This is a genomic window from Candidatus Borrelia fainii (assembly GCF_027925085.1).
GTDB classification, from domain to species: Bacteria; Spirochaetota; Spirochaetia; order Borreliales; family Borreliaceae; genus Borrelia; species Borrelia turicatae.
The window spans coordinates 799,524-823,884 of the sequence record NZ_AP027070.1 but is presented as its reverse complement, the minus strand read 5'-3'; the positions used below and the strand labels follow the sequence as shown (position 1 = coordinate 823,884).

Sequence of the window (24,361 nt, the reverse complement as noted above, 5' to 3'; positions counted from 1 at the left end):
TACCTCTTCTAATTAATTTTGGCAGGTTCTATCTTTTTAACATAGTATTTAAAATGAGTATCATTTATTATAAAATCAAGATTATCACCTTCTTTTGCATCTAACAAATTTTCTCCAAAAGGAGATTTATACGATATAATACCTTCATCAGGATTTGACTCCCAAGGTCCAAATATCAAATAAGACTCTTCCCTTCTTGTATCTTTATTAATCATAGTAACTTTTGTTCCAAACCCAACAACAGAGCTTTGAAGTTCTTTAGTATCAATCACTTTTGCAACATCCATTTCTGACATAAGAGAATTTAATCTCTTTGTTAAAAACTGTTGTCTTTCCTTTGCAGAGTGATATTCTGCATTTTCTTTTAAATCACCAAGTTCACGGGCCTTACCAATTTCTTTAGAATTTTCAGGTATTTCTACATCCTTTAAATACTGCAATTCTTTTTGCTTTTTACTAAGAGAACTTAAAATAGTTAAAAATCCTATTTCAACTTTATCCCCTGAGGATTTCATTTTTTCATCTTCAAATTCAAGATCAATAAACACACTTCTTATTGCTGTTTTAATATGTAAAAGATCCTTTGGGGGAAAATCTCTTATATAAAAACAAGTCATATATATTCTTTTGGCAAGCTCTTCATCCATGACATTATTTAAAACAATACTAAGATAGTTATCCTTAATTAAAAGATTCATTACCATTTTATAAATTCTTTTGTTAGCTACAGAATTATTTTTATTATTAATCTTAACAACACTATCTGTTAAAATTTTGATCAAATTTATTAATAACTCTGAATCAGAATAATCTAAATCAAGTGAATACGAAGTATAATACTTCAAAATCCAAATATAAGCATCTTTATAGACTTTATAATTTTTTATAACATAGTTAAAAAGATGTGCTGTCTCTTTTATATCTTCTTTATAAAGAGAATCTATCAATTTTTTATTAACATAACAAGGAAAAAGCTGCTTATAATAAACAACCCAATCAACTAATTCATCCTTAATTAAAGATACTAACTCCTTTTTAATATCCGCATTCAAAATTGAATCAAAAAGATCAACTATATTCTTGGAATACTCCCTTAAGAGAATCTCCAAATTAATATCTTTTTCAAGATTAATCTTAAAAGCATCACCTCTTTCAGAATTTTTTAAAGATTTAAGTATTACATAAGAACTTATAATATAATGATCAACTTTTGCAAAGTTATTAACATAAATCAAAAAGTAATTAAGCATTTCTTCTTCAACATGCAAATCCTTTACAACACCACCAGCGGTACAATAGTGCATAAAAATTTCATATCTTTTATAAAAATCCTTTTCTACTTTAAATTTATCATAAATTTTTTCATTAAAATTAGAAGCTCGCTCGTTATATATATAACAATCGGCTTTTCCAGATGCCATAACAAAATGGGGATTATCTTTTAGAATTTGTTTAGCTTTTACACTCCAAGCATTCCACGCACTCTGAGTCATTAAACTTGGAACAAGTTCTCTTTTTATCCCTTTAAGATCAATTGACTTATAACTTTTAATAATTATCTTTAAGGCCCATTCAACATCTTTTTTCAAATTTTCTACAAGCTCTTCTTTTGACTTAATCGCCTTTAAAACTCGAATATCTTCTTTTTTAAGAGGAGATAGCGCAGACATAGCCATATCAAAACTAATAAAATGTCTTCGTTTAGAAACAAAATCAACTACAATGCCTTGTTCATTTACATCTTTAACTATTCCTACAAACCAGGTTTGATGATATACAAAATTACCCTTAGCAAAAAATAAATATTTCTCAAAATCAGAATAAACATCAATAAAATTTTTATCCAAATTTTCAAGATCAGACTTTTCAAGATACTCTTCAATATTTTTAACGTCTTTATATTTTTCTCTTAAAAAGATAACTAAATTTTCTCTCGCTTTTTGATTTTTATTATCAAGCTTTAAAATTCCCTTCAAAATTTCTATTGTCTCATCAATATTTTCACTTACAGAATAATGTTCATATAAATCTTCATAAAGAACAACAACCTTTTTAAATCCAAGCTCTTTTTCAACTTTCTGAAGTATAAGAAGAAAAGAATCAAAATCATCAGAAACATATCTGATCAATTTAGACCACACCTCTCTAATACCTGACATTTGTTTTTTATCGATAAAACGGTAAATAGCCTTTCTAAGGAAATATATTGATTTTTGCAAATCAATATTCTCATAATGCGTAGCAAGTTGCCTTACACATACAGTATCATCAACATCAGCTTCAACAATGCGCATCCAAATACCTGGAAGTTTATCATTTTCATTATTTTGCGAATATATCTTTGCAAGCGTATAGAGTGCATGCTTATTTTCAGAAGTTAAAAGCATCTTGTGACATATATGTTCAACAAGAGACCATTTCAAATTTTGTGAAAACAAGTCTACCACTGTAAGCAAACTCATATCATTAAGCGGCCTTCTACTATATATAAGCATCCCTGAAATATAAAGACCAGCAATACTTTTTTTGACATCCTTTAAATGTTTACTACAAATATCTAAAGCTTCTTCTGTTAAATTTTCAGAAATTATACTATCTATTAATTCATCCAATTCCCTTATCTTAGCAAGAGAATAATTATTAACAACTATCCTTGTCCATTTATCCTCCTGCAAGATATTATCTAATCTTTCTATAGTAATATTAGACATTCAACTCTCCTAATATCAATTTTGTTAAAAACCAATCTAATTAACATATTGCTGATATATTCCTATATCTATTTCCTTAATATAAGATAAAATTTCATCAATCCGAACACGATCTTCTTTTATCCTTACATAATGATCAATAAGCCAAAAATATTTATTAATAAGTCTTGGAAGTAATATGCTCTCATTTATTGATCTATAAGACTTCTCTTTAAGCTCATTACGCAAACTATAAACAGACTGCTTTAAATGACCAAGTTCAATAGGTCTTAATTCTCTTTTTATATTAAAAACACCATTTAGTGCTCCATAAACAGGTATCCACTCCTTAACAAGAGTATCAGAAATATTTCTATCGCCCTTAATAGCTTCTATTAATTTAAGTATCATCTCAGATTCAAGCGCATCTATATCTATCTTTTGGGGATTAATAAAAAAAGCCTCCCTAAATAATACCTTAGCCTCCTTAATTTCATCAATAAGGGCATAAGAATCAGCAAGTTCAGCAACTACATCTGCATTATCTTTTGCATCTCCTAAAATTTGCAAAAAAACAGTTATGGCTCTCTCATAATTACCCATTCCCTTGTAAGATTTAGCGATCTTTATTAAAATATCTAAATTCTCTGGCTGTAATTTATATATATTTTTATATATTTCCAAACATAATTGAAATACAAAATACTTAATTGAGTTACGACCTTGAATAAAATCAAAATTCATCTTTTTTAAATATCTTCTAGCAAAATTATTCCATTCTCTTATTAAAAACTCAGCCTTCTCATAGTCTTTATCTATTCGATCAAGACTTTCAACTTGACCATTCCAATATACAGAACTTTTTAAAGCCGTTAAAATCTCAATATTATCAAAATCAAAAGAATGTGCTTCTTCTGATTTCATTAAAGCTGTCTTAAAATCACCTTTTCTGAAACTTAAATAAATATCTTTGATTAATTCCGCGATTTTTTCTGATGACACATCCCTACCACTTTAAAATATGTATAAATTTCAAACGAGTTTATATAATTATAACATTAATAAATTTTTAGTCAAACCGGTCTTTTTAAAACAAAAAACAATATTCTATTTATTATTTTTTTAAGATAATATTTATATATAAAACATAAAAAAATAATATCATGAGGGTAACTTCAACTTTATGGCAATGGAACCTGATAAACTTATTAATAAATCTATTAGTTATTATAACTCTCACAAATATTCAGACGTAGTAAAACTTTTAGAAAAGGAAATTTTCCTTTATAAAAATTACTATTTTTATCATTATATTTTAGGAATGTCTTATCTTCGAATGGGAAATTTAGGAACTGCTCAAACATATCTAAAGAAAGCTTACACTTTAAATCCAACAGAACCAGATGTAAAGCAATCAATTGCAATACTATTAGCAGCTCAAGGCAAAGAAGATAAGGCTATACAAATATGGCTTAAAATGATAGAAGAGAATCAAGAAATACAACGATCAGAATTTTCCCTAGAAACCATTAGAAAAAACCCTATTCAAGGAGCACTATTCCTTAATAAAAACAAAATATACACCAAGTTATTTCCAGAAATTAAAGTAAAAACAGGACAAAATTTATCTAAATTAATAAGAATATTACTAACAATAGCAAGCCTTGCATTCTTATTGATAGCAATATTCTTACTCATACATTCAAAAAAAATAATTAAACTGACATTAAGTGACTCTAAGGTAAAAGAGAAAAAAACCATTAACAATATTGCGGCTTACATTGATGATATTAAAATAAATAACAAAGAAAAAATTGAAAACCATGAGGGACAATTTGTATTTATACTCACTGAAACTGAAATCAGAAATTCATTTCAAAAAATAAAAACTCACCTAAAGCAAGGCAAAGATAATTTTGCAAGAATTGAAATAAATAAAATATTAAATTCAAATGCATCAGAATCAATTAAACTTAAAGCTAAAAATCTTGCAAGTTTTATCTCAAGACCTAATTTTATTACATTCGACGATTATTTAGTTTTAAAAGAAATAAAAAAAAATCCATTAATTTACTCAAATGTATATGTCAAATGGGAAGGAATTGCAAACAATATTGAAAAAAAAGACAAAATAACTTATTTTGACTTTTATGTAGGATATAATAAAAATGCTCTTGAAGGCATCATAACAACAAAAACAACCTTTGATATTGATATCAATTTTAAAGATTATGTTGAAATACTAGGACAAATAAACTATGATTATAACACAAACATATTAACTCTAAATGCAATCACGATACGCAAGATAGAAAAACAAAAGAATTAATACTTAATAAGTAATCAAAAACACTAAAGTTTAAATACCTTTAAGTTAAAAAGGTGTACATAAAAATTTATCATTACCCTTAATAAACTTTATAGCTTCATCAAAAGACAATAACAATTCTTCCTTTTTAGTCAAGTCTCTCACTTTCAACTTATCTTCTCTATATTCATCTTGACCTACAAAAATTAAAAATCTTATAGCCTTATTAAGAGCATATTCTATTTGCACCTTAATATTTTTACCCTCTTTACTCTTAGGATATACTTCACAAGCAATATTATTTATCTTAGAATAATCATGTCTTCTAAATTTATCCGCAAGTTTATAATAATAATCTTGTAAATTATCGTCTATATTAACAATTAATACTCTAGAACTGGCCTTAACCACAAACAACTTGATATAATTAAATTTTTCAATTTCAATTATATCTTGAATTCTATCTATACCAAAAGATCCCCCAACTCCTGAAACTTTTTGCAAAGAGTTAGAAAATAAGGATAATAGATTATCATACCTTCCACCACTACAAATACTTCCCATATTAATGCCTATCATCGTAGCCTCAAATACAATTCCGGTATAATAATCAAGCCCACGAACTATCTTAAGATTAAAATTAAAAGCATCTTGAATTCCCAATGCACTAAGACGTACAAAAACATCCTCAATCCTCTTAACAGCATCATTATTCTCTAAAATACCTTTTAAGATCTCCAGTTTATTCCAAAAAGTCCCTTCTAAATTTATAAATTCCAATATCAAATCAACCTGCTCTTCGTTTATCTGTGCAAGCAAATTTTCTCTAACACTTTCAATCCCCATTTTATCTAATTTATCTATACTCCTTAAAATAAAAGCTGCTTTATCCTTTAATCCCAACTTATCAATATAAGCATTCAATATACCAATGTGAGAAAAATGAATGACAAATTTTCTATTAATACCTTCTATAAAATTTAAAAAAATCTCTTCAAGTCCACAATAAACAATAGATAAAATTTCAGCATCACTATAAAAAGTATCCTCACCTACTATATCAAAATCAAATTGCATAAACTCTCTATATCTACCCCTCTGAGTATTCTCACCTCTAAATACCTTGCCTATCTGAGATCTCCTAAAAGGGAATTTAAGCTTAGATCTATTAGAAGTCATAAATCTTACAAAAGGAACCGTTAAATCAAAACGCATAGAAACATCCCTATCTCCATTATCTTTAAACCGATAAATTTGTTTTTCTACCTCATCCCCACTTTTTCTTAAAAGAAATTCAGAATACTCAAGAATAGGAGTATCTATTAAATCAAAATTATATGAAACAAGAACACTATATATTTGTTTTATAATATGAGTACGAATTAACGCTTCTTTTGGCAAGTAATCTCTAAAACCCTTTAAAGTTCTAACATCCACTATATTTAAACCTCTATTAATTTCAAATTTAATCTTTTCATAATATAATATTATAAATATGAAAAAAAATTAATCAAACACTAATACTAAAATTATCAGCTGTCAAATATTTACTATAATATAAGGAGCATCTAAATATTTAATGCATAAAAAATTTGCTAACAGCTCAAGATTAAATTTCATACTCATGATTTTCCTAATAATAACGCTGTTAACCATTTATAAATATTTTGTGCTAATGTTCTCAAAAGAAATACAATATTTTTCTCAAAATATAAACCATATCTCAAGAAGGGGCAACATCTATGATAGAAATGGTAAAATCATAGCATTTTCTTCAAAATCACATTCGGTTGGAACGGATCCAAACAAAATAAAAAATATTGTAAATACATCAGAAACTCTTGGTGCAATATTGAAAATTGATCCTCAAATACTTAAAAAAAAACTGTCTTTGAAAAAAGGATTCATATATATAAAAAGAAAAATAACAAGAGAAGAATCTGAACTAATTAAAAGGATTCAATCAGAAGGAAGATTAAAAGACATCATACTTTATCCAGACTATACAAGAATTTATCCATTTAAAGAATTAACCAGCAATATTACAGGATTTGTAGGAACTGATAATATTGGACTTACAGGTATTGAACTTTCTCTAAACACCATATTGAATGAAGATCTCACAAAACAAAAATCTATAAATGAAAAATTAAGTACAAATAACATCTACTTGACAATAGACATAGATCTTCAAAAGAGCATAAACCAAATAGCTCAAAAATACTTTAAAGAAAACAAACCTGAAAATATGATTGCCATAGTAATGGATGCTAAGAATGGAGAAATTTTATCAATGCTTCAATTTCCACAATATGATTCTAATTATTATGCAAAATATCCTAAAGAAATATGGAACAATTTTGCCACATCCCTAACCTATGAACCTGGAAGTATTAATAAAATTTTTACAGTAGCCATTTTATTAGATAGTGGATTATTAAAATTAAATGAAAAATTCCTAGATAACGGTATATACCAAAAAAAATTTAAATCGGGAGAAGTCGTTACAATTAAAACTCTAAATCCTCCTTATGGCTATATTGATCCTAGTGGAATTTTAATTTACTCATCAAATGTAGGAATAGCGCATATTACAGACAAAGTAAGTAACGAATATTTCTATAATAAACTAATAGACTTTGGTTTTGGAAAAAGAGTAGGATTCCCTTTTCCCGGAGAAACAAAAGGTCTATTAACCCACCATTCAAAATGGTCCGGACGAAGTAAAGCTACAATTGGATTTGGACAAGAAATAGGAGTATCTGCCATTCAAATATTACAAGCTGCTAGCACATTAAGTAATGAAGGAATTATGTTAAAACCAAAAATCATAAAAAGAATAAGCAATGAAATGGAAAATACAATTCAAGAATTTCAAAAAGAAGAAATTAAAAAAGTAATATCTAATCATACAGCAAAAGAAGTTCTAAAAATGATGAGAGAAGTCGTAAATAAAGGAGGAATCCCAAAACTAAAGATAAAAAACTTAAGTATTTCAGCAAAAAGTGGAACTTCACAAGTAATTGATAAAAACACAGGTAAATATTCGGATGAAGATTACACGTCCTCAATACTAGTAATATATCCTACAGAAGATCCGAAATACATTATATATATTGTATACAGACATCCTAAAAAAATAATATATGGAACAAGAATTGCTGCACCAATGGCAAAAGAAATAATAGAATTGATTGAACATCGCAATAATAAAAATGAATACAATGAAATTAAAATTTCTTCAAAAATTAGCATAACAAAACCTATAATAAAATATGAAAAAACAGAAACACTGCCAAACCTTACAGGAGTCTCAAAAAGAGATTTACTGAAAATCTTAAAAAACTATACAAACATAAAAATCAAGATAAAAGGAAATGGTTTTGTATACAAACAATCTAAACCACCTAACACAAAATTAAAACATATAGACGAACTTGAAATAATCTTAAAATAATTCAAGAAAATAAATTCTTTATCTCATTTTTATAAAAACTTAAAATATAATTACGCTTAATATCCATCTTAATAGACATTTCTTTACCTACTTCAAATGGTTTTTCTAAAAGAACAAACCTCAATATTTGCTCAAAAGGCTTAAATCCATTGGCTCTATTAATAAGCTTTTTTATCTCATCATTAATAGCTTTAAGAACAATATTACTTGCAATAATCTGCCTCCTATTGTGAGCATCAAGAATTTTTTGACCCATACTTTCTAAATATTTATTTATTTCTTCAAAATTAGGAAGAATCAATGCACCTAAAAATTTTTGATCTTGACCCACAACAACAGCCTTTTCAATGAGTAAAGATTCTTCAAGTTTAACTTCAATTGGAGCAGGCTCAATATTCTCTCCATTATTTAAAACAATAGTATCTTTTTCTCGTCCTATGATCTCAACAACATTATCCTTTGATAACTTAACAATATCACCCGTATTCAAAAATCCATCAGCTCCAATAATCTGCCTTGTAGCATCTTCATCTTGATAATATCCAATCATAACTTGAGGACCTTTAATAAATAAAATCCCCTTACCTGGTGTTTTAAACTTATTGCCATTCTCATCCCTAATCTCAGCAACAGTTCCAGGCAATATCCTACCACAAGTACCAATTATTATCTTTTCATGTTCATTAGACGCAATACCAGGAGATGCTTCTGTTAATCCATAAGCATTCGCAAGCTCAATCCCAATGGAGTTAAAAAACCTAACAACAGATAAAGACATACTACCCCCACCAGTAATCCCAACAACAAAATTATTGCCTAAAACTTTCTTTACCTTTTTAAAGATAATTAAATCTCCCAAAACTTTAAGAGGAAATAAAAAAATTAAACCCAAAAGCCCCAAGATCTTTTTCATAGGAAATAATAAATCAAATCCATTATCAGGATACAATCCTAAAATTATTCTATAGCAGATATCATTTAAACATGCTGATTTAACAAAAATATTAAATAACAATCTTGACAAAAACGGCTTCTTGGCAACTTCTTTAAAGATATTTTGCTTTATTGCAATCCAAAGTCTAGGCACAGCTGCAATATAATGAGGATTAATATTTTTCATATCATCAAGCATGTTTCTTGGAACAATACTTGAAAATAAACAAGTCATACCTTTAAGAAAAATATTATAAGAAAATGACCTTTGAAATGAATGCCAAATTGGCAAAATACACATAAATATTTGCCCCTCACTAGTATTAATCATTCGACTAAAACTAGACACCTGATAAAGAAAATTAGCATGAGAAAGCATTACTCCTTTAGGATTTCCTGTAGTACCAGAAGTATATATTATTGTTGCCATATCATTAGAATTAATATTATTTGAAATTTTAATAATCTCTTCATCTTGACTTGACTTATCTCCAATTGAAATACACTCTTTATAAGTATAAATTTTAAAATTACCAAACTGTATTTTATCTTTTTCATCTAAGTCATCAATAATAACAATTATAGGATCAACTTTAAAGTTGATCTGCCCAACCAAATCAAGAAGATTTAAATTTTCCACTATTATTATACTGGGAAGCACATTATTAATAATTACTTCGGCTTCAAAAAGGGTAACATCAACTCCCTTTGGAACATCAACAGCACCTAGAGCCAAAATCGCAAAATCTATAACACTCCATTCAATTCTATTCTCAGAACAAATAAACACTTTATCCTGGTATCCCAAACCCATCTTTTTTAGAAATGCTGCAAATTTTAACACATTATTTTTTAAATCTTCATAAGTAACCTTGAAATAATCTTTGTTATTTCTATATATTTGTGCAACTCCATTGCCACGTTTTTTAGCAATTTCAAAAAATTTTTTTACTATTGACATATGAACCTACTACACATTCATAATAACGAATATTATAAATAAATTATAGCATCTTAAATAACAAAATCATAATTCAATTTTCATTAACTTAAATTCATCAATAGATAAAAAGTTTTATAAAAAAAACATGCATTACCAAAAATCAATAAAGATTTAGTTGCCTATAACAAAAAATTTAATTCCTTCAGTAGGATACTTTTGATCTAACATCTCAACAGCACTTTTTAATTTTTCTATAACAAATAAATTATCAGTATAAACCACAAGAATAAAATTTTCTTCAGGCCATATTTCATTACCTTGCTTCTCACCTGTTCTCCCTTTTCCTTGAACATTATATATCTTCGAATAATATATACATTCACCTAAATCTTTTTCTATCCTATGCATATGTTCATAAAGATCAAGCTCTAAAGATAGATTAGAAATTATTTCTACTCTATACACATATCCTCCTAATTTTAATCCTCATCAATAAAAACATCATCCAAACTATCATCAATCTTAACATTCCTTTAGCATTACTTTTAGAAATATCAATACTATTTGCATTTATATTTTATCTGAAGAGCCCCTATCACCAATTTTGTCAACAAAAATTACTGACTTAAAAGGAACAAAAGCTTTTATAGAAAGTTTATAAAAACTTTCAAAAATCATAGGAATAAAAAGCAAAGTCAAAAATGTACTAGCAACCATTCCACCAATAAAGGTAAAAGCAATTGGCTTTATAATATTACTCTCACTTGAACTTGAGAATGCAAGGGGAAAGAGTCCTATTATTGATGTTAAAGCAGACATCAAAATTGGCCTAAACCTGGAACGGCCGGCCTCAAGCACTGCATCTCTAAGATTAAAGCCCCTCTTAAGCAATAAATTAATATAATCTACCAATACAATACCCGTATTAACAACAACACCAATAAGAATAAGCATACCAATAGCAGTAAAAACAGAGACCTTTTCTCCCGATATAAAATAAAATAGTACAACACCTATCAAGGTTAATGGTATTGTAAAGAGAATAACAAATGGCTTTAAGAGAGATTCAAATTGTGCTGCCATTACTCCAAACACAAGCAAGACAGCCATAAACATTATCACCCCAAAGTGCTGCATACTACTTTTAAACTCACTGTATTCTCCTCCAAACTTAACCAACACCCCATCTCTTTGAGGAACCTTATTAGTTACAAAATCTACTACATTTGCTGTAATTAAAGCTAAATTTTCACCTGGAGCAATACCTGCTGTAAGCTTTACTACTAAAGACTGATTTTCTCTTGGAATCTCACCAATTCCTTTTGTCTTTTTAAGCCTAATTATTGAAGAAAAGGGAATTTGAACACCAGATGCATTTAAAATAGATATTTTATCTAAATCTTTAAAACTAGCAATATTGCCTCTATCAAGCCTAAGCAAAATATCATAACTTACTCCATCTTCAATGTAATTTCCTGCTGAAATTCCACCAATATTAGCCTTAATCTCTCTTGAGAGAGTTTCCATATTAATTCCATAAAAATAGGCCTTTTCTCTATCTATTTCTATATCAATTTGCATTTCTTCTCGTATATTAAGTCTAGGATTGACAAGAGTAGGAAATTTTTTCTTTAAAAGACTAACTAAAAATTCTCCATATTCTCTTGCATACTCAAAATTTGAAGCAATAATTTTAATCTCAATAGGAGAAGCACCAAAAGCACCTTCTTGCAAAGAAGCATTAGAATTAAAATCAGGATAAAGACTCTCAACACGTTTATAAACTCTATATCGAACATCCTCTTCATCCTCAACGAATTCTCCATCAACTTCTTCCTTTAAAGGTAATGCAACGTTAAAGGTAAAACCATTTGAATTTATTTCAGAAATAATACTTTTATAAACCTTAATTTCATTTTTTACAATCTCTAAAATTTTATCTGAATAAAATTTTGAAATTTCCAAACTTGTCTTACGAGGAAATTGAAAATCAAAACGCATTAAAGAAGAACGTTCATAGGGAAGAAAAGATACATTTAAAAGAGGAAATAACACTAAACTTAAAATAAAACTAAAGAAAATAATCAATGAACAAGTTAATTTCCAAGTTAAAACATAGTTTAGTAACTTAACATAAAATCTCTCTCCAACAAAATAAATACCATACAAAAAATCATCAATCCTTCTAATTAATTTATTTTTGATAGGTTTTTGAGAAGTAGTATAAAGCCCAACATAATAACTTGAAAGCACAGGTACTAAAAAAACTGCAACAAACAAAGAAGCTACTAAAGATATTACAATAGTAAAAGCAAAATCTCTAACAAAATCACCAATAACACCCAACTCAGCCTTAAAAATAAGCATAGGAGCAAATACACAAATCGATGTCAAGGTTGTAACCATAATTGGCAACATCATTTCTTGTGTCCCAAGAATAGCAGATGAAATAAGCTTGGCACCCTTCTGCCTATATTTATATATATTCTCTATTATAACAATAGAACAATCTACAAGCATACCAACACCCAAAGCAAGACCTGATAGACTCATAATATTTAGCGAAATATTTGCAAAATACATTAAACAAAAGGTAAGAACAATCGCTAATGGTATTGTAATACCAATAATAATTGTCACTCTAAAGCTTCTTAAAAAGAGAAAAATAATACATAATGCAAGTATTGCTCCAGAATAAGCCGAATTAGCAACAGAAGAAATAGCCTTTTTAATATGTTCAGCATCATCATAAGAAATGTCTAAAAATATATCTTTTGGAAGTGAAAGCTTGATTTTTTCAACCTCTGCATTTACTGCATCTGAAACAAAAACAGAATTTGCATCACTCTGTTTTTGTATAGATATCACAATAGAAGGTTTATCATTATAATATACATAATTCTCTACATCTTGAGCAACACTCTTAACACTTGCAATATCCCTCAGTCTGACCTGAACAAATGAATTATCACCTAAAGAATAAATACTTGGCTTTCTATAAGCAATAACCACGTTTTCCAAATCCTTAAGTGAATTAAATCTTCCAGATACTTGTGCTTGATATTCCAAATCATTACTTAATATGTTACCAACCGAAAATTCAACATTTTGAGAAGAAATAAACGGTACTATTTCTGATAAAGTAAGTCCATATGCCTCTAACCTATTTTGTGACACTTCAATTAAAATATGCTTACCTCCACCTCCAATAACTTGCACACGCCCAACACCATTAAGTCTCTCCAATCTAGGTTTAAGAATACTATCTGCATACCTTTTAAGTTCTAAGACCGGTCTATCTGCATACATAACAAACGATATTATTGGCGAAGAGCCTAAACTTCCTCTATAAATCCCAGATATATTTGCTTCTTTTGGTAAACTTCTTTTTGAAATCTCAAGTGCATCTCTAATTTCATTTAAAGCCAAATCTAAATTAGTTCCATGATAAAACTGAAGATTAATACTGCTATGTCCCTTAAAAGAACTACTAGTTATTGTCTTTATGTTCTTGACTAAGGATAGATTACCTTCTATAAGACTTGTCACTTTTTCTTCCACTTCTTTTGCGGAACTTCCTAAATACTGAGTAGAAATAGTGATATAACTGTCCCCAATGTTGGGAAGCAAATCTATCTTTAATCTTGAAAAAGTATAAATACTAAGCATCATCAATAATGAAAACAACATTAACATTGTTATTGGTTTGCCAACAACTTTTTTTACTAACATACCTAACCTCAAAATCAAACATTGTCTTCAACATCAAGCCCATCTAGAATATCTACTATATCTACATAAGCTCCATTAGAAAGAGAAGAAATACCTTCAATTACAATTAAATCACCCTCATTAATACCATCCCGAATAGACATAATATTATCTATTTCAAAATCTATTAAAGGAAATATCCTTTCAACTGTTTTTGTATCTGGATTTAATCTAAATACACAAAATTTACCTTCTCTTTCAACAAAAGCATGACTTGGAATCTTGATAACATTTTCTAAATGATTAGTAATAAGTTTGATCTTGGCAAACATACCAATAATCATTTTTTTTGTATTATCCCCTATAGGCTTAAGACATATTGCAACAGAACGACTTTTAAAGTCCAAAACAGGAGATACTTCTGAAATCTTAGCTTTAAATTTTTCATTAGGATAAGATTCAAGCTCAATAATTGCATCATTGCCAACTTTAACATCTAAAATATATTTCTCAGAAACATAAGTTTTAATCTGAATTACATCCATTTTACCTATTAACGCAATACTTGCTTGACTCCCAACTGTTTCTCCAATTTTGGAATTAATAGCTAAAACATATCCTGAAATCGGGGCTCTTACTGGACTTTTTAAATAAAGAAAACCTGGTTTTGAGGGATCAAGTGTCGCGATAATTTGTCCCTTTTTTACATAAGTTCCAAGTTTCATATTAAGAGATACTATTTTACCTGTAATATTAGGAAATACCTCAACTTTAACTTTGGTATCTACATCACCATTTAAAGAAATATAATTACTCAAAACACCCCGTCGAACTTTCATCGCAACAACTGGAAACCTATAAGGCTCATTAGTAAAATTATTGGTAGTATTATTGGCATTAATATCTCCTTGTACTTCACTCTCAGGCCCCTCATTACATGAAAGGACAAACAATAAAACTAAAAACAACAAATAATATTTAAAACCATCCCCCATATTAAAAATCAAATTCATAAAAAACCCTTATCAATCCAACTTATTTATTAAATCTTTATACTCAAGTATTGCATTAGCATAATTTAGTTTATCTTGTATAAATTGTAAATCACTCTGCTTATAGAAAGTTTCAATGTCATTTAATTTAATAAGATCTATAGTACCCACATTAAAAGCATCAAAAGCTACTTGATAATTCTTCTTAGACATTTCCAAATTTGTTTTGGAGTTATCTAAAATAGACTTATATAGTCTTACACTTTTGCGTTTTTGAATAATATTAGATTTAAATTCACGAATCTTACTTTCAATTTTGTTTTCTAAGAATTTTAACCGATAATCTCGTTCCCATATCTCTGTAAAACTTTTCGAAAATGGAAAAACCTCGGTGAAGCTATAAGTTAAACCCAAAGAAAAATACAACCCTTGCTTAAATGAACCACTTAAACCATCACTAAAAGAAATGCTTCCAGGATTATAAGACACTGAAAACGAAAATTTCGGCAAAAAGGCATCTAACCAAAGACTCTCAAGAGTAGTTTTCATAATTTTAGTCAAATTATTTAAGTCCCTCACTTCTAAATACCCGTCAATATTTATAACTTCATCAAACAATGAAATGTCTAAAATTTCATCTGATAATTCTCCTATAGTCTCAAAATCTTGCAGAACATCCAATCCTAATAATAATTTAAATTTTTCTTTTGTCTCTTCAAACTTAATAATCTGTTCATCTAAACTAGGTTGAAATTTACTATGATTAAGCTTAGCATTAAGATAATCTATCTCAGAAATAAGTCCATTATGATAAGAAATTTTTACTTGCTCAAATTTAAGTTTGCTATTTTCAAACTGACTTTTCAACACTTCTAAAACACTTTTAAAAGCTAAAAGCTCATTATACATTTTAAGAACATTCAACTTAATATTCTTAATGACTTTTTCTCTGCCTATCTTAGCAGCCTCATAATTAAAAATGGTAAGTCTAATGTTATTAACGATAGATGGAGATATTGAAAGATCAGCAGCAGCACTAAAATTCCAGTTCCAATGTCCCATCCCTTCTACATTAGGCATAAAAGAATTTTGCCTTGAAAAATTTGAAGAAAATACCAAATTTGGAATCAAAAGATTCCAAAAATTATCTTTATATAATTTTTTTATCTTTTCTCTATACTCAGCATCTCTAGATTCCAAATTGTTCTCTAAAGCCATACGAACAGCATCTTCAACAGATATTTTAATAACTTCTGCATAAGAAGAAAAAGATAAAATAAAAATTAACATTAACCTCTTAATATTTGCTCCTATAAATAAGTACAATAAAATACCTACGTCTTAATATATTGAAATTTAACAATACTAATAATAATTAACATAATAACATGATAATAATATAATAATGTAATATTATTACACTCATGCATATTTTTAAAAAGCTTTTTATAATATTCAACTTGATACTTATTTTATCAATCAAAATATATCAAAACACCCTTTCCAAAATTGTTGGTTTTCACTGCATATATGAACCTAGCTGTTCAAATTACGCACTAGAATGTCTCAAAAAATACAACATCATGACAGCTCTTATTCTAATTACATTAAGACTACTTAGATGTAATGCTTTATTTAAAGGGGGTTTTGAATCATTACCAACTGAAAAACCAATATTAAATTCATTAAAAATTTTTAGAACAAGATTAATTAAATAAATTTTTGTATTTATCTGGAACCCAATTTTTGACATATTCTTTATGAACATCAACGAATTCAACAGCATTCCTATATTCCTGTCCAGGTTTCTTATAATTTTTCTCTATTAAAGGTAACAACAAATCATCACCCCAATAAAAATTATCAAACAAATAATAAGCATCGGGATCAGCATCCTTAAGTCCAATTCTAACAAGAGAATGAATACTCTCAGGTCCTCCCATTGACAACAAAGGATCATCTAAAAATTTAATATCATATTTGGTAAATGCCCAATGAGGCTTCCATAAAGGAACTAAAATCCACTCATGCTTCTTAATGGCAGATTCTAAACTTGCAAGCATTACGCTCTCACTTGAAGAGATAAGTTCATATTCTTTATCTAATCCATAACGCTCGAGAGTTCCTTCTACAGAAAGCTGCGTACCCGCTCCAGCATCTATGCCTACCATTTTATTTTTAAATTCACCTCCTCTACCCTTAAGTTCAGAAATACTTGAAATTGTAACATAACTTGGCACCACAAATCCTTGTAATGTTCCCTCATAATTAGCACCAAGATCAACAAATTTATCTTTAAATTTTTCATAATAAAATTTATCGGCCGTAGGCACCCATGCAGATACCATACCATCTACCTGCCCCGATGCTAAATACTGATACATTATAGATGTTGTAACAGGCAATATCTCCACATTATATCCTATTTTCTCAAAAACAACTTTCATAATATTGGTAGCAACCGTTTCTCCTATCCAATTAACATATGCAATTTTGACTGATCTTATACTTTTAAAGCCACTATCCTTAGAATTATCATTCTTATCACAAGAAAACAAAATTAAAATAAAACTTATAAAAACAGATATCAATAAACCTTTCATAGATCAATTCTCCTACTACTTACACAAAAATAAAATATTATTTATTATACATTTCCAAAAATCTTTTAAACTTATTTTCTTTTTTCACTCCATAATTATCAGTATTTAAGTAACTAAACTTGATAAAAATAGCCTGCATAATTCTATCCAAAATAATAGCTATTACTACAACAGCTAATCCAGATATTAAGCCTTCACCAAAATGCAATCTCTCAACAGAATATATTACAGTTCTACCAAGTCCTGATGAACCAACCATTGCCGCGATTACTATCATAGATATTGCCATCATTATTGACTGATTAATTCCCTCTACTATGCTTTGAAGAGCCAATGGCAACTGGATCTGAAAAAGGATACGAATATTACTACTTCCAAAAGACTTTGCAGCCTCAATGACCTCACCTGGAACTTGAATAATCCCTAGTCTTGTATATCTAATAACTGGAGGCATTGCAAAAATTATTGTAGCAAAAATAGCTGAAGATGTACCCATACCAAAAAAAGGTATAGCTGGTATTAAATAAATAAACGGAGGCATTGCTTGCATTAAATCAAGCAATGGTTTTAAAAATACATAAAATTTTGAATAATATCCACCTAAAATACCTATTAAAATTCCCCAAATTACCGAAAAGAACACAGACACAAAAATAATTGATATCGTATCCATTGAAACTTCCCAAAGATTAAAATATAAAATAAAGCAAAAACCTAACATAATTAAAAGAGCTAATCTTTTCTTTAAAAATAAAAAGCTTAAAACACAAATTAGAATAATAAAAAAAACAGGATTAATTAAAAGAAACAACTTTTTCAAATTGTCATAAAAAAAAATTACGATTTTCGCAAACCCTATACCGTTAGAATCCGAAAAATTGTCAACTAAAAAATTAAAAGCCTTATCTATATTAGCAACTATAAAATCTCTATTCATAAATAATTATCTCGCCAATAAACCAGCAATCTCCCCTAAATCAATGTATCCAATAATATCATCTTGATCTCCTTTTATAATCAAATAATCCAATTTATTTAAATACTTAACAACACTTTTGATCTCATTATCTAAACCTAAATTTAAAGAAACAAGATTATTACATTTTTTATTAACAGACAAATCATACAAATTAAAATTATTATTCTCTTTTTCAAGAATAACATTACATTTATCAGTATCACCATTAAGAGTAAAATCCATTTTAATAATATCCTTAATTTTTAAAATATTTAAAACGGGAAGATTTTTAATAAAATTAGCTATAAAATCAGTTTTAGGATCTCTTAATATTTCTAAGGGCCTACCCACCTGAACAATCTCACCATCCTTCATAAAAGCAATTCTATTGCCCAATTTAAAAGCTTCAATCAAATCATGAGTAATAAATACAACCGTCTTTTTTAATTTGTCTACCAACCTTAAAAGTTCACATTGCATTTCTCCTCTCATTAAAGGATCAAGAGCTGAAAAAGCCTCATCCATTAAAAGGATATCAGGGTTAACCACTAAAGCTCGTGCTATGCCTACTCTTTGTTTCATTCCACCTGAAAGCTCATTTATATATTTATATTCAGAATCTTCAAGACCCACAAGTTTTAAAATATCAAGGGCTCTTTGAATCCTAGTTTTTTTAGGAATATTTTTAACTTCAAGTCCATAAGTCACATTCCTTAAAACATTCATATGTGGAAAAAGCCCAAAATTTTGGAAAACCATGGCAAATTTATCTTTTCTTAAAGCAGAGAGTGCTTTTTGTTTAATATCATTTATTTCAACATTATCCACCAAAATAGACCCAGAATCGACTTTGTGTATACCATTCAAACATCTAACAAAAGTAGATTTACCACAACCTGACATACCCATAATAACTAAAATTTCATTCTCATAAACATCAAGGCTGATATTTGCATTTGCAATAAAAACAGAAAATTCTTTGTAAATGTCAGATCTATCTTTACCACTCTCATAACTCTTTATAGCCTTAATTATTTGTTTTTTATTTTTATTATAAGAAAATGTTTTATAAAGGTTCCTGACTTTAACACTAGTCTTAGACAAAGCAAACTCCTAATGTAAAACATTATAATTCCATATAAATCAATACTAATTATACTAAAATATCAGAATTTTGATTGACACAAATAAAAATAAGGGTCTTTTAAGAGACCCTTATTGAAAATCAAATTTATCTAAGCAATGATAATACATATTGAGGCACTTGATTTGCTTGTGCAATCATAGCCATTGCGGATTGTGTCAAAATGCTGTTAGTTGTAGATGCAACAATTTCATCTGTCATTGTTGCATCTTGAATTTGAGCATAAGATGATTTTAAGTTTTCAATAGCATATTCTGTGCTAGCCTTAATAGACTCAAGTCTGTTTTGGAAAGCACCAAGATTTGCTCTTTGATCACTTACCATTCTAATAGCATTTTCTATCTTTGAAAGTGACATATTAGCATCAACAGTAGTTGTAACATTAACTGGAGAATTAACCCCACCTTGAGCTGGAGCTGCTGCTGGTGCTGGAGCAGCTTGAATTCCCTCTTGTTGCACACCTTCCTGAGCTGGAGCAACCTGCGCACCTTCACCTGCAAAAAGGTTTGCAACATTAGCTGCATAAATATTAACAGCAATTGCTTCATCCTGATTTGCACCCACATGTACTCTTAATGTCCATGAAGCTTGTGATCCAGCTAATGATGCTGGTGTGTTAATTTTTGCAGGTTGCATTCCAAGTTCTTCAGCTGTTTTTATATTTTGAGCAGCTGACTTGTTGGACAACATATGCATTTGGTTGTATTGAGCTTGATCAGCAATTCTGTTAATTTCATCTGTAAGTTGCTCAATTTCAATTTGAATAGAACCTCTGTCTGCATCTGAATATGTACCATTACCAGACTGAACAGCAAGTTCTTTCATTCTTACTAATACTTTCTCTACTTCATTTAAATTCCCTTCTGTTGTTTGAATAAAATTTATAGCCTTTGAAGTATTTCTAGAAGCCTGAGATAATCCTCTAATTTGAGAATTAATCTTTCCTGCAACACCCATTCCAGCAGCATCATCAGATGCACGATTAATTCTATGCCCACTAGAAAGTTTTTCTTGAGTTTTGCTAAGATTAGCAGCATTAATGCTATTATTTCTTGAAGCATTTATAGCTGACGTATTATGATTTATGATCATATATCATTTCCTCCGTGATAAATTAATATAATTTTTGACATTTTAGACAAATCCATTTGTCTTTTTAAAAGGATATCACAAAAACAAGAAAAAAATAAATACAATATTAATTTAAATTTGTTATCTGTTTTGCCTCTGCAAATTTAAAGACTTAAGGATTTCCTCTTGCTCCTTCATACGCTTTACAGTGAAATCCAAAGTATTAAGCTCTCCTTCAACCTTCTGTTCTCTTTCCTCATACTTCTTTTTATAATCTTCAACAACATTTTTCTGATTGGGAATTTTGAGATCATAATTTTTAATCTTATTAGAAATAAATCCTCCAGAACTTATCAAAGGAGATAGATAATCGCCAAGCATCTTAGCAAGTCCATCATCATAAATACGGTCATCATTAAAATCAACTGCAAAAAGTTCCTTGACTGAATTAATATTATTTTGTATTATTTCATTAAATTTTTTCTCGTCAAGCCCTAAATAACGCGAAAGCCCCCCTGATGAAGATATAGAATTAGTAAAAACCCCTATTTGATTGATAATTGAAAAATTAGGATCATTAGTCCTATAAGAATTAAACATGATTAATTCTAATCTTGATCTAAGATTTTTTAATGCAAACTCCGCCCTAAGGATTCCCAAATTCTTATAAGCTTCTTCCCTCTCTTCATCACTAAAATATGACCATTCTTCAAGTATATCTGATTTTTGACCTTCTAAATTACTCTCATTTGAACTTACAACATTAATTTCAGCAATAACTTGATTATAAGCTACCAAAAAATCTAATAAAAGTTTTTTAATTCCCTCATAATCAGGTTCAACTCGAACAACAATAGTATCATCTGATGCTTGTTTTAAATTCAATGTAACATTCGGAATTAAATCATTAACAGTATTCGAATCACGCTCAACATCAACTCCATCAAACTTCACCTTTGCATTTTCTGCAAAGCTCTTGGCATTTATTGGCAAGAACCCATCTCTATTCTTTGGATCAAAGATCTCAATATTGCGAATAACAAAAGCCTTATTATTAACTTTATTTTCGATGTTGATCTCCTTTAAATCCAAAAGTGAACCAATTTCAACCTCGGCTTTTTCAAAATCACTTGCAACATTTATTGGCGGCAATTCCAAAGATTTTGTACTACTATGAATTTTAATCATATTCATCTGAATATACTTTCTCTCTTTCAAAGGAAGTTTATACTCAGATTCAAGATTAATTATACTATCTTCACCCTCAACCTTAGCATCCTCAAATGTAGCCTCTCCAGGATTAAAAACAATCTCGTTTAAAATACCTTTATCACCTGAATCATAATATTTAATTTCAAATCTAATTTTACTTCTACTACTAACCTCAATATTTTCTGGAATACTTATTGAAATTTCTGAGAGAGGCTCTAATACAATATCATTCTTATCAAGAAAAATTTTATTACTACTACTTTGTTGACTATTAATAATTTCTGTTAAATTAGGACTAAAATTTGTTGTAAGCTCACTTAAAATACCTATCTGTTTAGCAAGCTTTAAAGCCTCACCTTTCATGATAAGTTTATTGTTTTCACCTTCCTTTAAAGACCGCAAAATCAACCTACTATTTCCAGCACTATCACTTCTTACAATTTTAGCAGATAAAAACCCTTTTCCTCGATTATTAATATCCTTTACAAGAGATTCAATATCTCCATTATTCCTAATCTTAATCTCTTTATTACCAATTAAAAACACATAGTCTCCTGAAGGAATACTAATCTCCTTTTGTTTGAAATTCGCAGATAAAAAAATATCGGAACTTGCTATCTGATTAACATCAATTTTATAAGTTTCATTTTTAGCTCCATAACGAGCAGATAAAGAGAGAATATCATTATTACTAGAATTACCTGACATGTAATTAAAAGGACTATTAAAAGATGTAATCTGCCTTGCAAGTGAATTTAAAGTAGAGATCTTTTTATTAACCATCTGCCAAGCTCGTTTCTCTTGCTCTAAGTTTTCAAGCTTTTTTACAGATGAATCTATCTTGGCCTTATCAGATTTAAGCATTGATTCACGGATTTCTTTAGTATTATATTTATTATCCACACCTGGAACAAAAAATCCAGAAGACATTACAACACTCCTTAATTGGAAATTTTAACATAAAAAACATAAATTTTTACACACAAAATCATACCTTACAGTCAAAACTAACAACCAACCTCCCATTAAAAGACAAATAAAAAACAAGCATCTTTAAAAAAGATATTTGCTTATAGTAAAATTTAGGTTTATAGGAGCGTAAATATGCCAAATTTTTGTTTGTTCAATTCAAAATCTGTTCTAACAGGAAATGATAAAATAGACAATTCAGCAGTCCTTATTAAAGACAGTAAAATCTTTGATATCGTAACAGCTAATCGACTTGAAAAAATTGATTTACAAAACTATGAAATGATTGATGTTAAAGGCAACTATATCACACCTGGTCTTTATGACAATCACATACATGGATTTCACGGATACGGAACCGACCAATGCTCAACAGACTCAATAATTAAAATGTCCCAATATTTAGCAAAGTATGGAGTAGTAGGATTTCTACCAACGCTATACCCACGTCCAACTGAAGAAATGATTGAAACAATCAAAGCATGTACAAAAGCAATAGGCAAAGAAAAGGGTGCAAAAATCTTAGGACTTCATCTTGAAGGACCATTTTTCTCTTCTGAAAAAAAAGGCGCACATCCTACCTCCTATCTCCAACAACCAAGCATTGAGGTTATGAAAAAATTCATAGACGCCGCGGGGGGTACCTTTACGGATTCGTTTGGAAGAAAAAGAACAAATATTGCAACAATGACCGTTGCACCTGAACTTAAAGGCATGAGAGAGCTTGCAATGTTTTGCATGGAAAACAACATCACACTTCAAGCAGGACATACTAATGCAAAATATGAAAATATGATTGAGGGCTTTCAAGTAGGCATACTTCACACAACACACTTTTTCAACGCAATGTCAAAACTTGATCACAGAAATCCAAATGCAATAGGAGCAACTTTAATCCATGGGGATGTATCTTGTGAAATTATTGCTGATGGATATCATATTCATCCAAAACTTGTTTTAATGCTTAGAAAACTTAAAGACATAAGCAAATTAGTGCTTGTAACTGATGGATTAACTCCAACACTACAACCATCTGGAAAATTAATAGCTAATGGAGAAGAAGTATACCTTAACGATGACGGATTATTTCATATTGTAGAAAACGACACAATCGCAGGATCAGCTCTCACAATGATACAAGGCATTAAAAATTTAGTAGAATTTGGATATAGCCTAAGCGATGCCATTCAAACAAGTTCATACAATCCAATAAGGATAATTAATATTGAAAAAAAAGGATTAATATGTCATGGTTATGATGCAAATATCAATGTCCTTGACAAAGACTTAGATTTAAAATTAACAATGATAGAATCAAAAATCATTTTCAATAAACTTTGATTTTATTCATTTATAAATATAAGGAGCAA

17 protein-coding genes are annotated in these 24,361 nt (G+C 28.9%); 4 read left to right on the top strand and 13 right to left on the bottom strand.

From position 1 onward, the window contains the following. Nucleotides 1-8: 8 nt before the first annotated feature. Nucleotides 9-2,711 carry a transcription elongation factor GreA gene (gene greA, locus QMG63_RS03785; protein WP_281861841.1) on the bottom strand — a complete coding sequence of 901 codons (2,703 nt, stop codon included), beginning with the start codon at nucleotides 2,709-2,711 and terminating at the stop codon, nucleotides 9-11. A 36-nt stretch (nucleotides 2,712-2,747) separates the two neighbouring features. Next, complete coding sequence (locus QMG63_RS03780; RefSeq protein WP_281861840.1) at nucleotides 2,748-3,692, bottom strand: tetratricopeptide repeat protein; 945 nt, start codon at nucleotides 3,690-3,692, stop codon at nucleotides 2,748-2,750. A gap of 187 nt (nucleotides 3,693-3,879) precedes the next feature. Here QMG63_RS03780 and QMG63_RS03775 point away from each other — a divergent pair, with 187 nt between their 5' ends. Continuing rightward, a complete protein-coding gene (locus QMG63_RS03775) occupies nucleotides 3,880-5,019 on the top strand; it encodes a tetratricopeptide repeat protein (RefSeq protein WP_281862114.1) in 1,140 nt (379 codons plus the stop codon). A gap of 45 nt (nucleotides 5,020-5,064) precedes the next feature. On the opposite strand, the gene hisS is transcribed toward QMG63_RS03775, so the two are convergent. Next, a complete protein-coding gene (gene hisS, locus QMG63_RS03770; RefSeq protein WP_281861838.1) occupies nucleotides 5,065-6,435 on the bottom strand; it encodes a histidine--tRNA ligase in 1,371 nt (456 codons plus the stop codon). A gap of 142 nt (nucleotides 6,436-6,577) precedes the next feature. On the opposite strand from hisS, the gene QMG63_RS03765 reads away from it, so the two are divergent. Then, nucleotides 6,578-8,455 (top strand): penicillin-binding protein, encoded by a 1,878-nt coding sequence (locus QMG63_RS03765; RefSeq protein ID WP_281861837.1) that lies wholly within the window; start codon nucleotides 6,578-6,580, stop codon nucleotides 8,453-8,455. A gap of 1 nt (nucleotide 8,456) precedes the next feature. Here QMG63_RS03765 and QMG63_RS03760 read toward each other — a convergent pair whose 3' ends face one another. The 5 genes from QMG63_RS03760 to QMG63_RS03740 all read right to left on the bottom strand — a co-directional run bounded on the left by QMG63_RS03760 (nucleotide 8,457) and on the right by QMG63_RS03740 (nucleotide 16,324). Then, nucleotides 8,457-10,349, bottom strand: a complete 1,893-nt coding sequence (locus QMG63_RS03760; protein WP_281861835.1) for an AMP-binding protein — start codon at nucleotides 10,347-10,349, stop codon at nucleotides 8,457-8,459. A 153-nt stretch (nucleotides 10,350-10,502) separates the two neighbouring features. Further along, nucleotides 10,503-10,796: a PG0541 family transporter-associated protein gene (locus QMG63_RS03755; RefSeq protein WP_281861833.1), complete on the bottom strand. Its 294-nt coding sequence runs from the start codon at nucleotides 10,794-10,796 to the stop codon at nucleotides 10,503-10,505. Nucleotides 10,797-10,901: 105 nt separating this feature from the next. Next, nucleotides 10,902-14,063, bottom strand: coding sequence for an efflux RND transporter permease subunit (locus tag QMG63_RS03750; protein WP_281861831.1), 3,162 nt, complete (start codon nucleotides 14,061-14,063; stop codon nucleotides 10,902-10,904). A gap of 14 nt (nucleotides 14,064-14,077) precedes the next feature. Further along, nucleotides 14,078-15,055 carry an efflux RND transporter periplasmic adaptor subunit gene (locus QMG63_RS03745; RefSeq protein ID WP_281861829.1) on the bottom strand — a complete coding sequence of 326 codons (978 nt, stop codon included), beginning with the start codon at nucleotides 15,053-15,055 and terminating at the stop codon, nucleotides 14,078-14,080. Nucleotides 15,056-15,067: 12 nt separating this feature from the next. Next, nucleotides 15,068-16,324, bottom strand: coding sequence for a TolC family protein (locus tag QMG63_RS03740; RefSeq protein WP_281861827.1), 1,257 nt, complete (start codon nucleotides 16,322-16,324; stop codon nucleotides 15,068-15,070). A gap of 134 nt (nucleotides 16,325-16,458) precedes the next feature. On the opposite strand from QMG63_RS03740, the gene yidD reads away from it, so the two are divergent. Further along, complete coding sequence (gene yidD / locus QMG63_RS03735; protein WP_281861825.1) at nucleotides 16,459-16,752, top strand: membrane protein insertion efficiency factor YidD; 294 nt, start codon at nucleotides 16,459-16,461, stop codon at nucleotides 16,750-16,752. On the opposite strand, the gene QMG63_RS03730 is transcribed toward yidD, so the two are convergent. The 5 genes from QMG63_RS03730 to fliD all read right to left on the bottom strand — a co-directional run bounded on the left by QMG63_RS03730 (nucleotide 16,741) and on the right by fliD (nucleotide 22,952). Then, complete coding sequence (locus QMG63_RS03730; protein ID WP_281861823.1) at nucleotides 16,741-17,637, bottom strand: glycine betaine ABC transporter substrate-binding protein; 897 nt, start codon at nucleotides 17,635-17,637, stop codon at nucleotides 16,741-16,743. The two genes, yidD and QMG63_RS03730, sit on opposite strands and share 12 nt — an antisense overlap. Nucleotides 17,638-17,674: 37 nt before the next feature. After that, nucleotides 17,675-18,574, bottom strand: coding sequence for an ABC transporter permease (locus tag QMG63_RS03725; RefSeq protein WP_281861821.1), 900 nt, complete (start codon nucleotides 18,572-18,574; stop codon nucleotides 17,675-17,677). A gap of 6 nt (nucleotides 18,575-18,580) precedes the next feature. After that, the gene (locus QMG63_RS03720; protein WP_281861819.1) at nucleotides 18,581-19,699 is read right to left on the bottom strand and encodes an ATP-binding cassette domain-containing protein; all 1,119 of its coding nucleotides are present in this window, start codon (nucleotides 19,697-19,699) and stop codon (nucleotides 18,581-18,583) included. Between the two features lie 127 nt (nucleotides 19,700-19,826). Then, on the bottom strand, nucleotides 19,827-20,831 hold the full coding sequence (locus QMG63_RS03715) for a flagellin N-terminal helical domain-containing protein (RefSeq protein WP_281861817.1): 1,005 nt from the start codon (nucleotides 20,829-20,831) through the stop codon (nucleotides 19,827-19,829). Nucleotides 20,832-20,951: 120 nt separating this feature from the next. Then, entirely contained in the window at nucleotides 20,952-22,952 is a 2,001-nt protein-coding gene (gene fliD, locus QMG63_RS03710; RefSeq protein ID WP_281861815.1) for a flagellar filament capping protein FliD, read from the bottom strand. A gap of 174 nt (nucleotides 22,953-23,126) precedes the next feature. Here fliD and nagA point away from each other — a divergent pair, with 174 nt between their 5' ends. Then, entirely contained in the window at nucleotides 23,127-24,332 is a 1,206-nt protein-coding gene (gene nagA, locus QMG63_RS03705) for an N-acetylglucosamine-6-phosphate deacetylase (RefSeq protein ID WP_281861813.1), read from the top strand. Nucleotides 24,333-24,361: the final 29 nt, after the last annotated feature.

Excerpts from the sequence above, each read along its gene's own strand:
- greA (WP_281861841.1), bottom strand. The coding sequence starts at position 2,711 with ATGTCTAATATTACTATAGAAAGATTAGATAATATCTTGCAGGAGGAT.
- QMG63_RS03775 (WP_281862114.1), top strand. The coding sequence starts at position 3,880 with ATGGAACCTGATAAACTTATTAATAAATCTATTAGTTATTATAACTCT.
- QMG63_RS03765 (WP_281861837.1), top strand. The coding sequence starts at position 6,578 with ATGCATAAAAAATTTGCTAACAGCTCAAGATTAAATTTCATACTCATG.
- QMG63_RS03760 (WP_281861835.1), bottom strand. The coding sequence starts at position 10,349 with ATGTCAATAGTAAAAAAATTTTTTGAAATTGCTAAAAAACGTGGCAAT.
- QMG63_RS03750 (WP_281861831.1), bottom strand. The coding sequence starts at position 14,063 with ATGTTAGTAAAAAAAGTTGTTGGCAAACCAATAACAATGTTAATGTTG.
- QMG63_RS03745 (WP_281861829.1), bottom strand. The coding sequence starts at position 15,055 with ATGAATTTGATTTTTAATATGGGGGATGGTTTTAAATATTATTTGTTG.
- QMG63_RS03740 (WP_281861827.1), bottom strand. The coding sequence starts at position 16,324 with ATGTTAATTTTTATTTTATCTTTTTCTTCTTATGCAGAAGTTATTAAA.
- yidD (WP_281861825.1), top strand. The coding sequence starts at position 16,459 with ATGCATATTTTTAAAAAGCTTTTTATAATATTCAACTTGATACTTATT.
- QMG63_RS03730 (WP_281861823.1), bottom strand. The coding sequence starts at position 17,637 with ATGAAAGGTTTATTGATATCTGTTTTTATAAGTTTTATTTTAATTTTG.
- QMG63_RS03725 (WP_281861821.1), bottom strand. The coding sequence starts at position 18,574 with ATGAATAGAGATTTTATAGTTGCTAATATAGATAAGGCTTTTAATTTT.
- QMG63_RS03715 (WP_281861817.1), bottom strand. The coding sequence starts at position 20,831 with ATGATCATAAATCATAATACGTCAGCTATAAATGCTTCAAGAAATAAT.
- fliD (WP_281861815.1), bottom strand. The coding sequence starts at position 22,952 with ATGTCTTCTGGATTTTTTGTTCCAGGTGTGGATAATAAATATAATACT.
- nagA (WP_281861813.1), top strand. The coding sequence starts at position 23,127 with ATGCCAAATTTTTGTTTGTTCAATTCAAAATCTGTTCTAACAGGAAAT.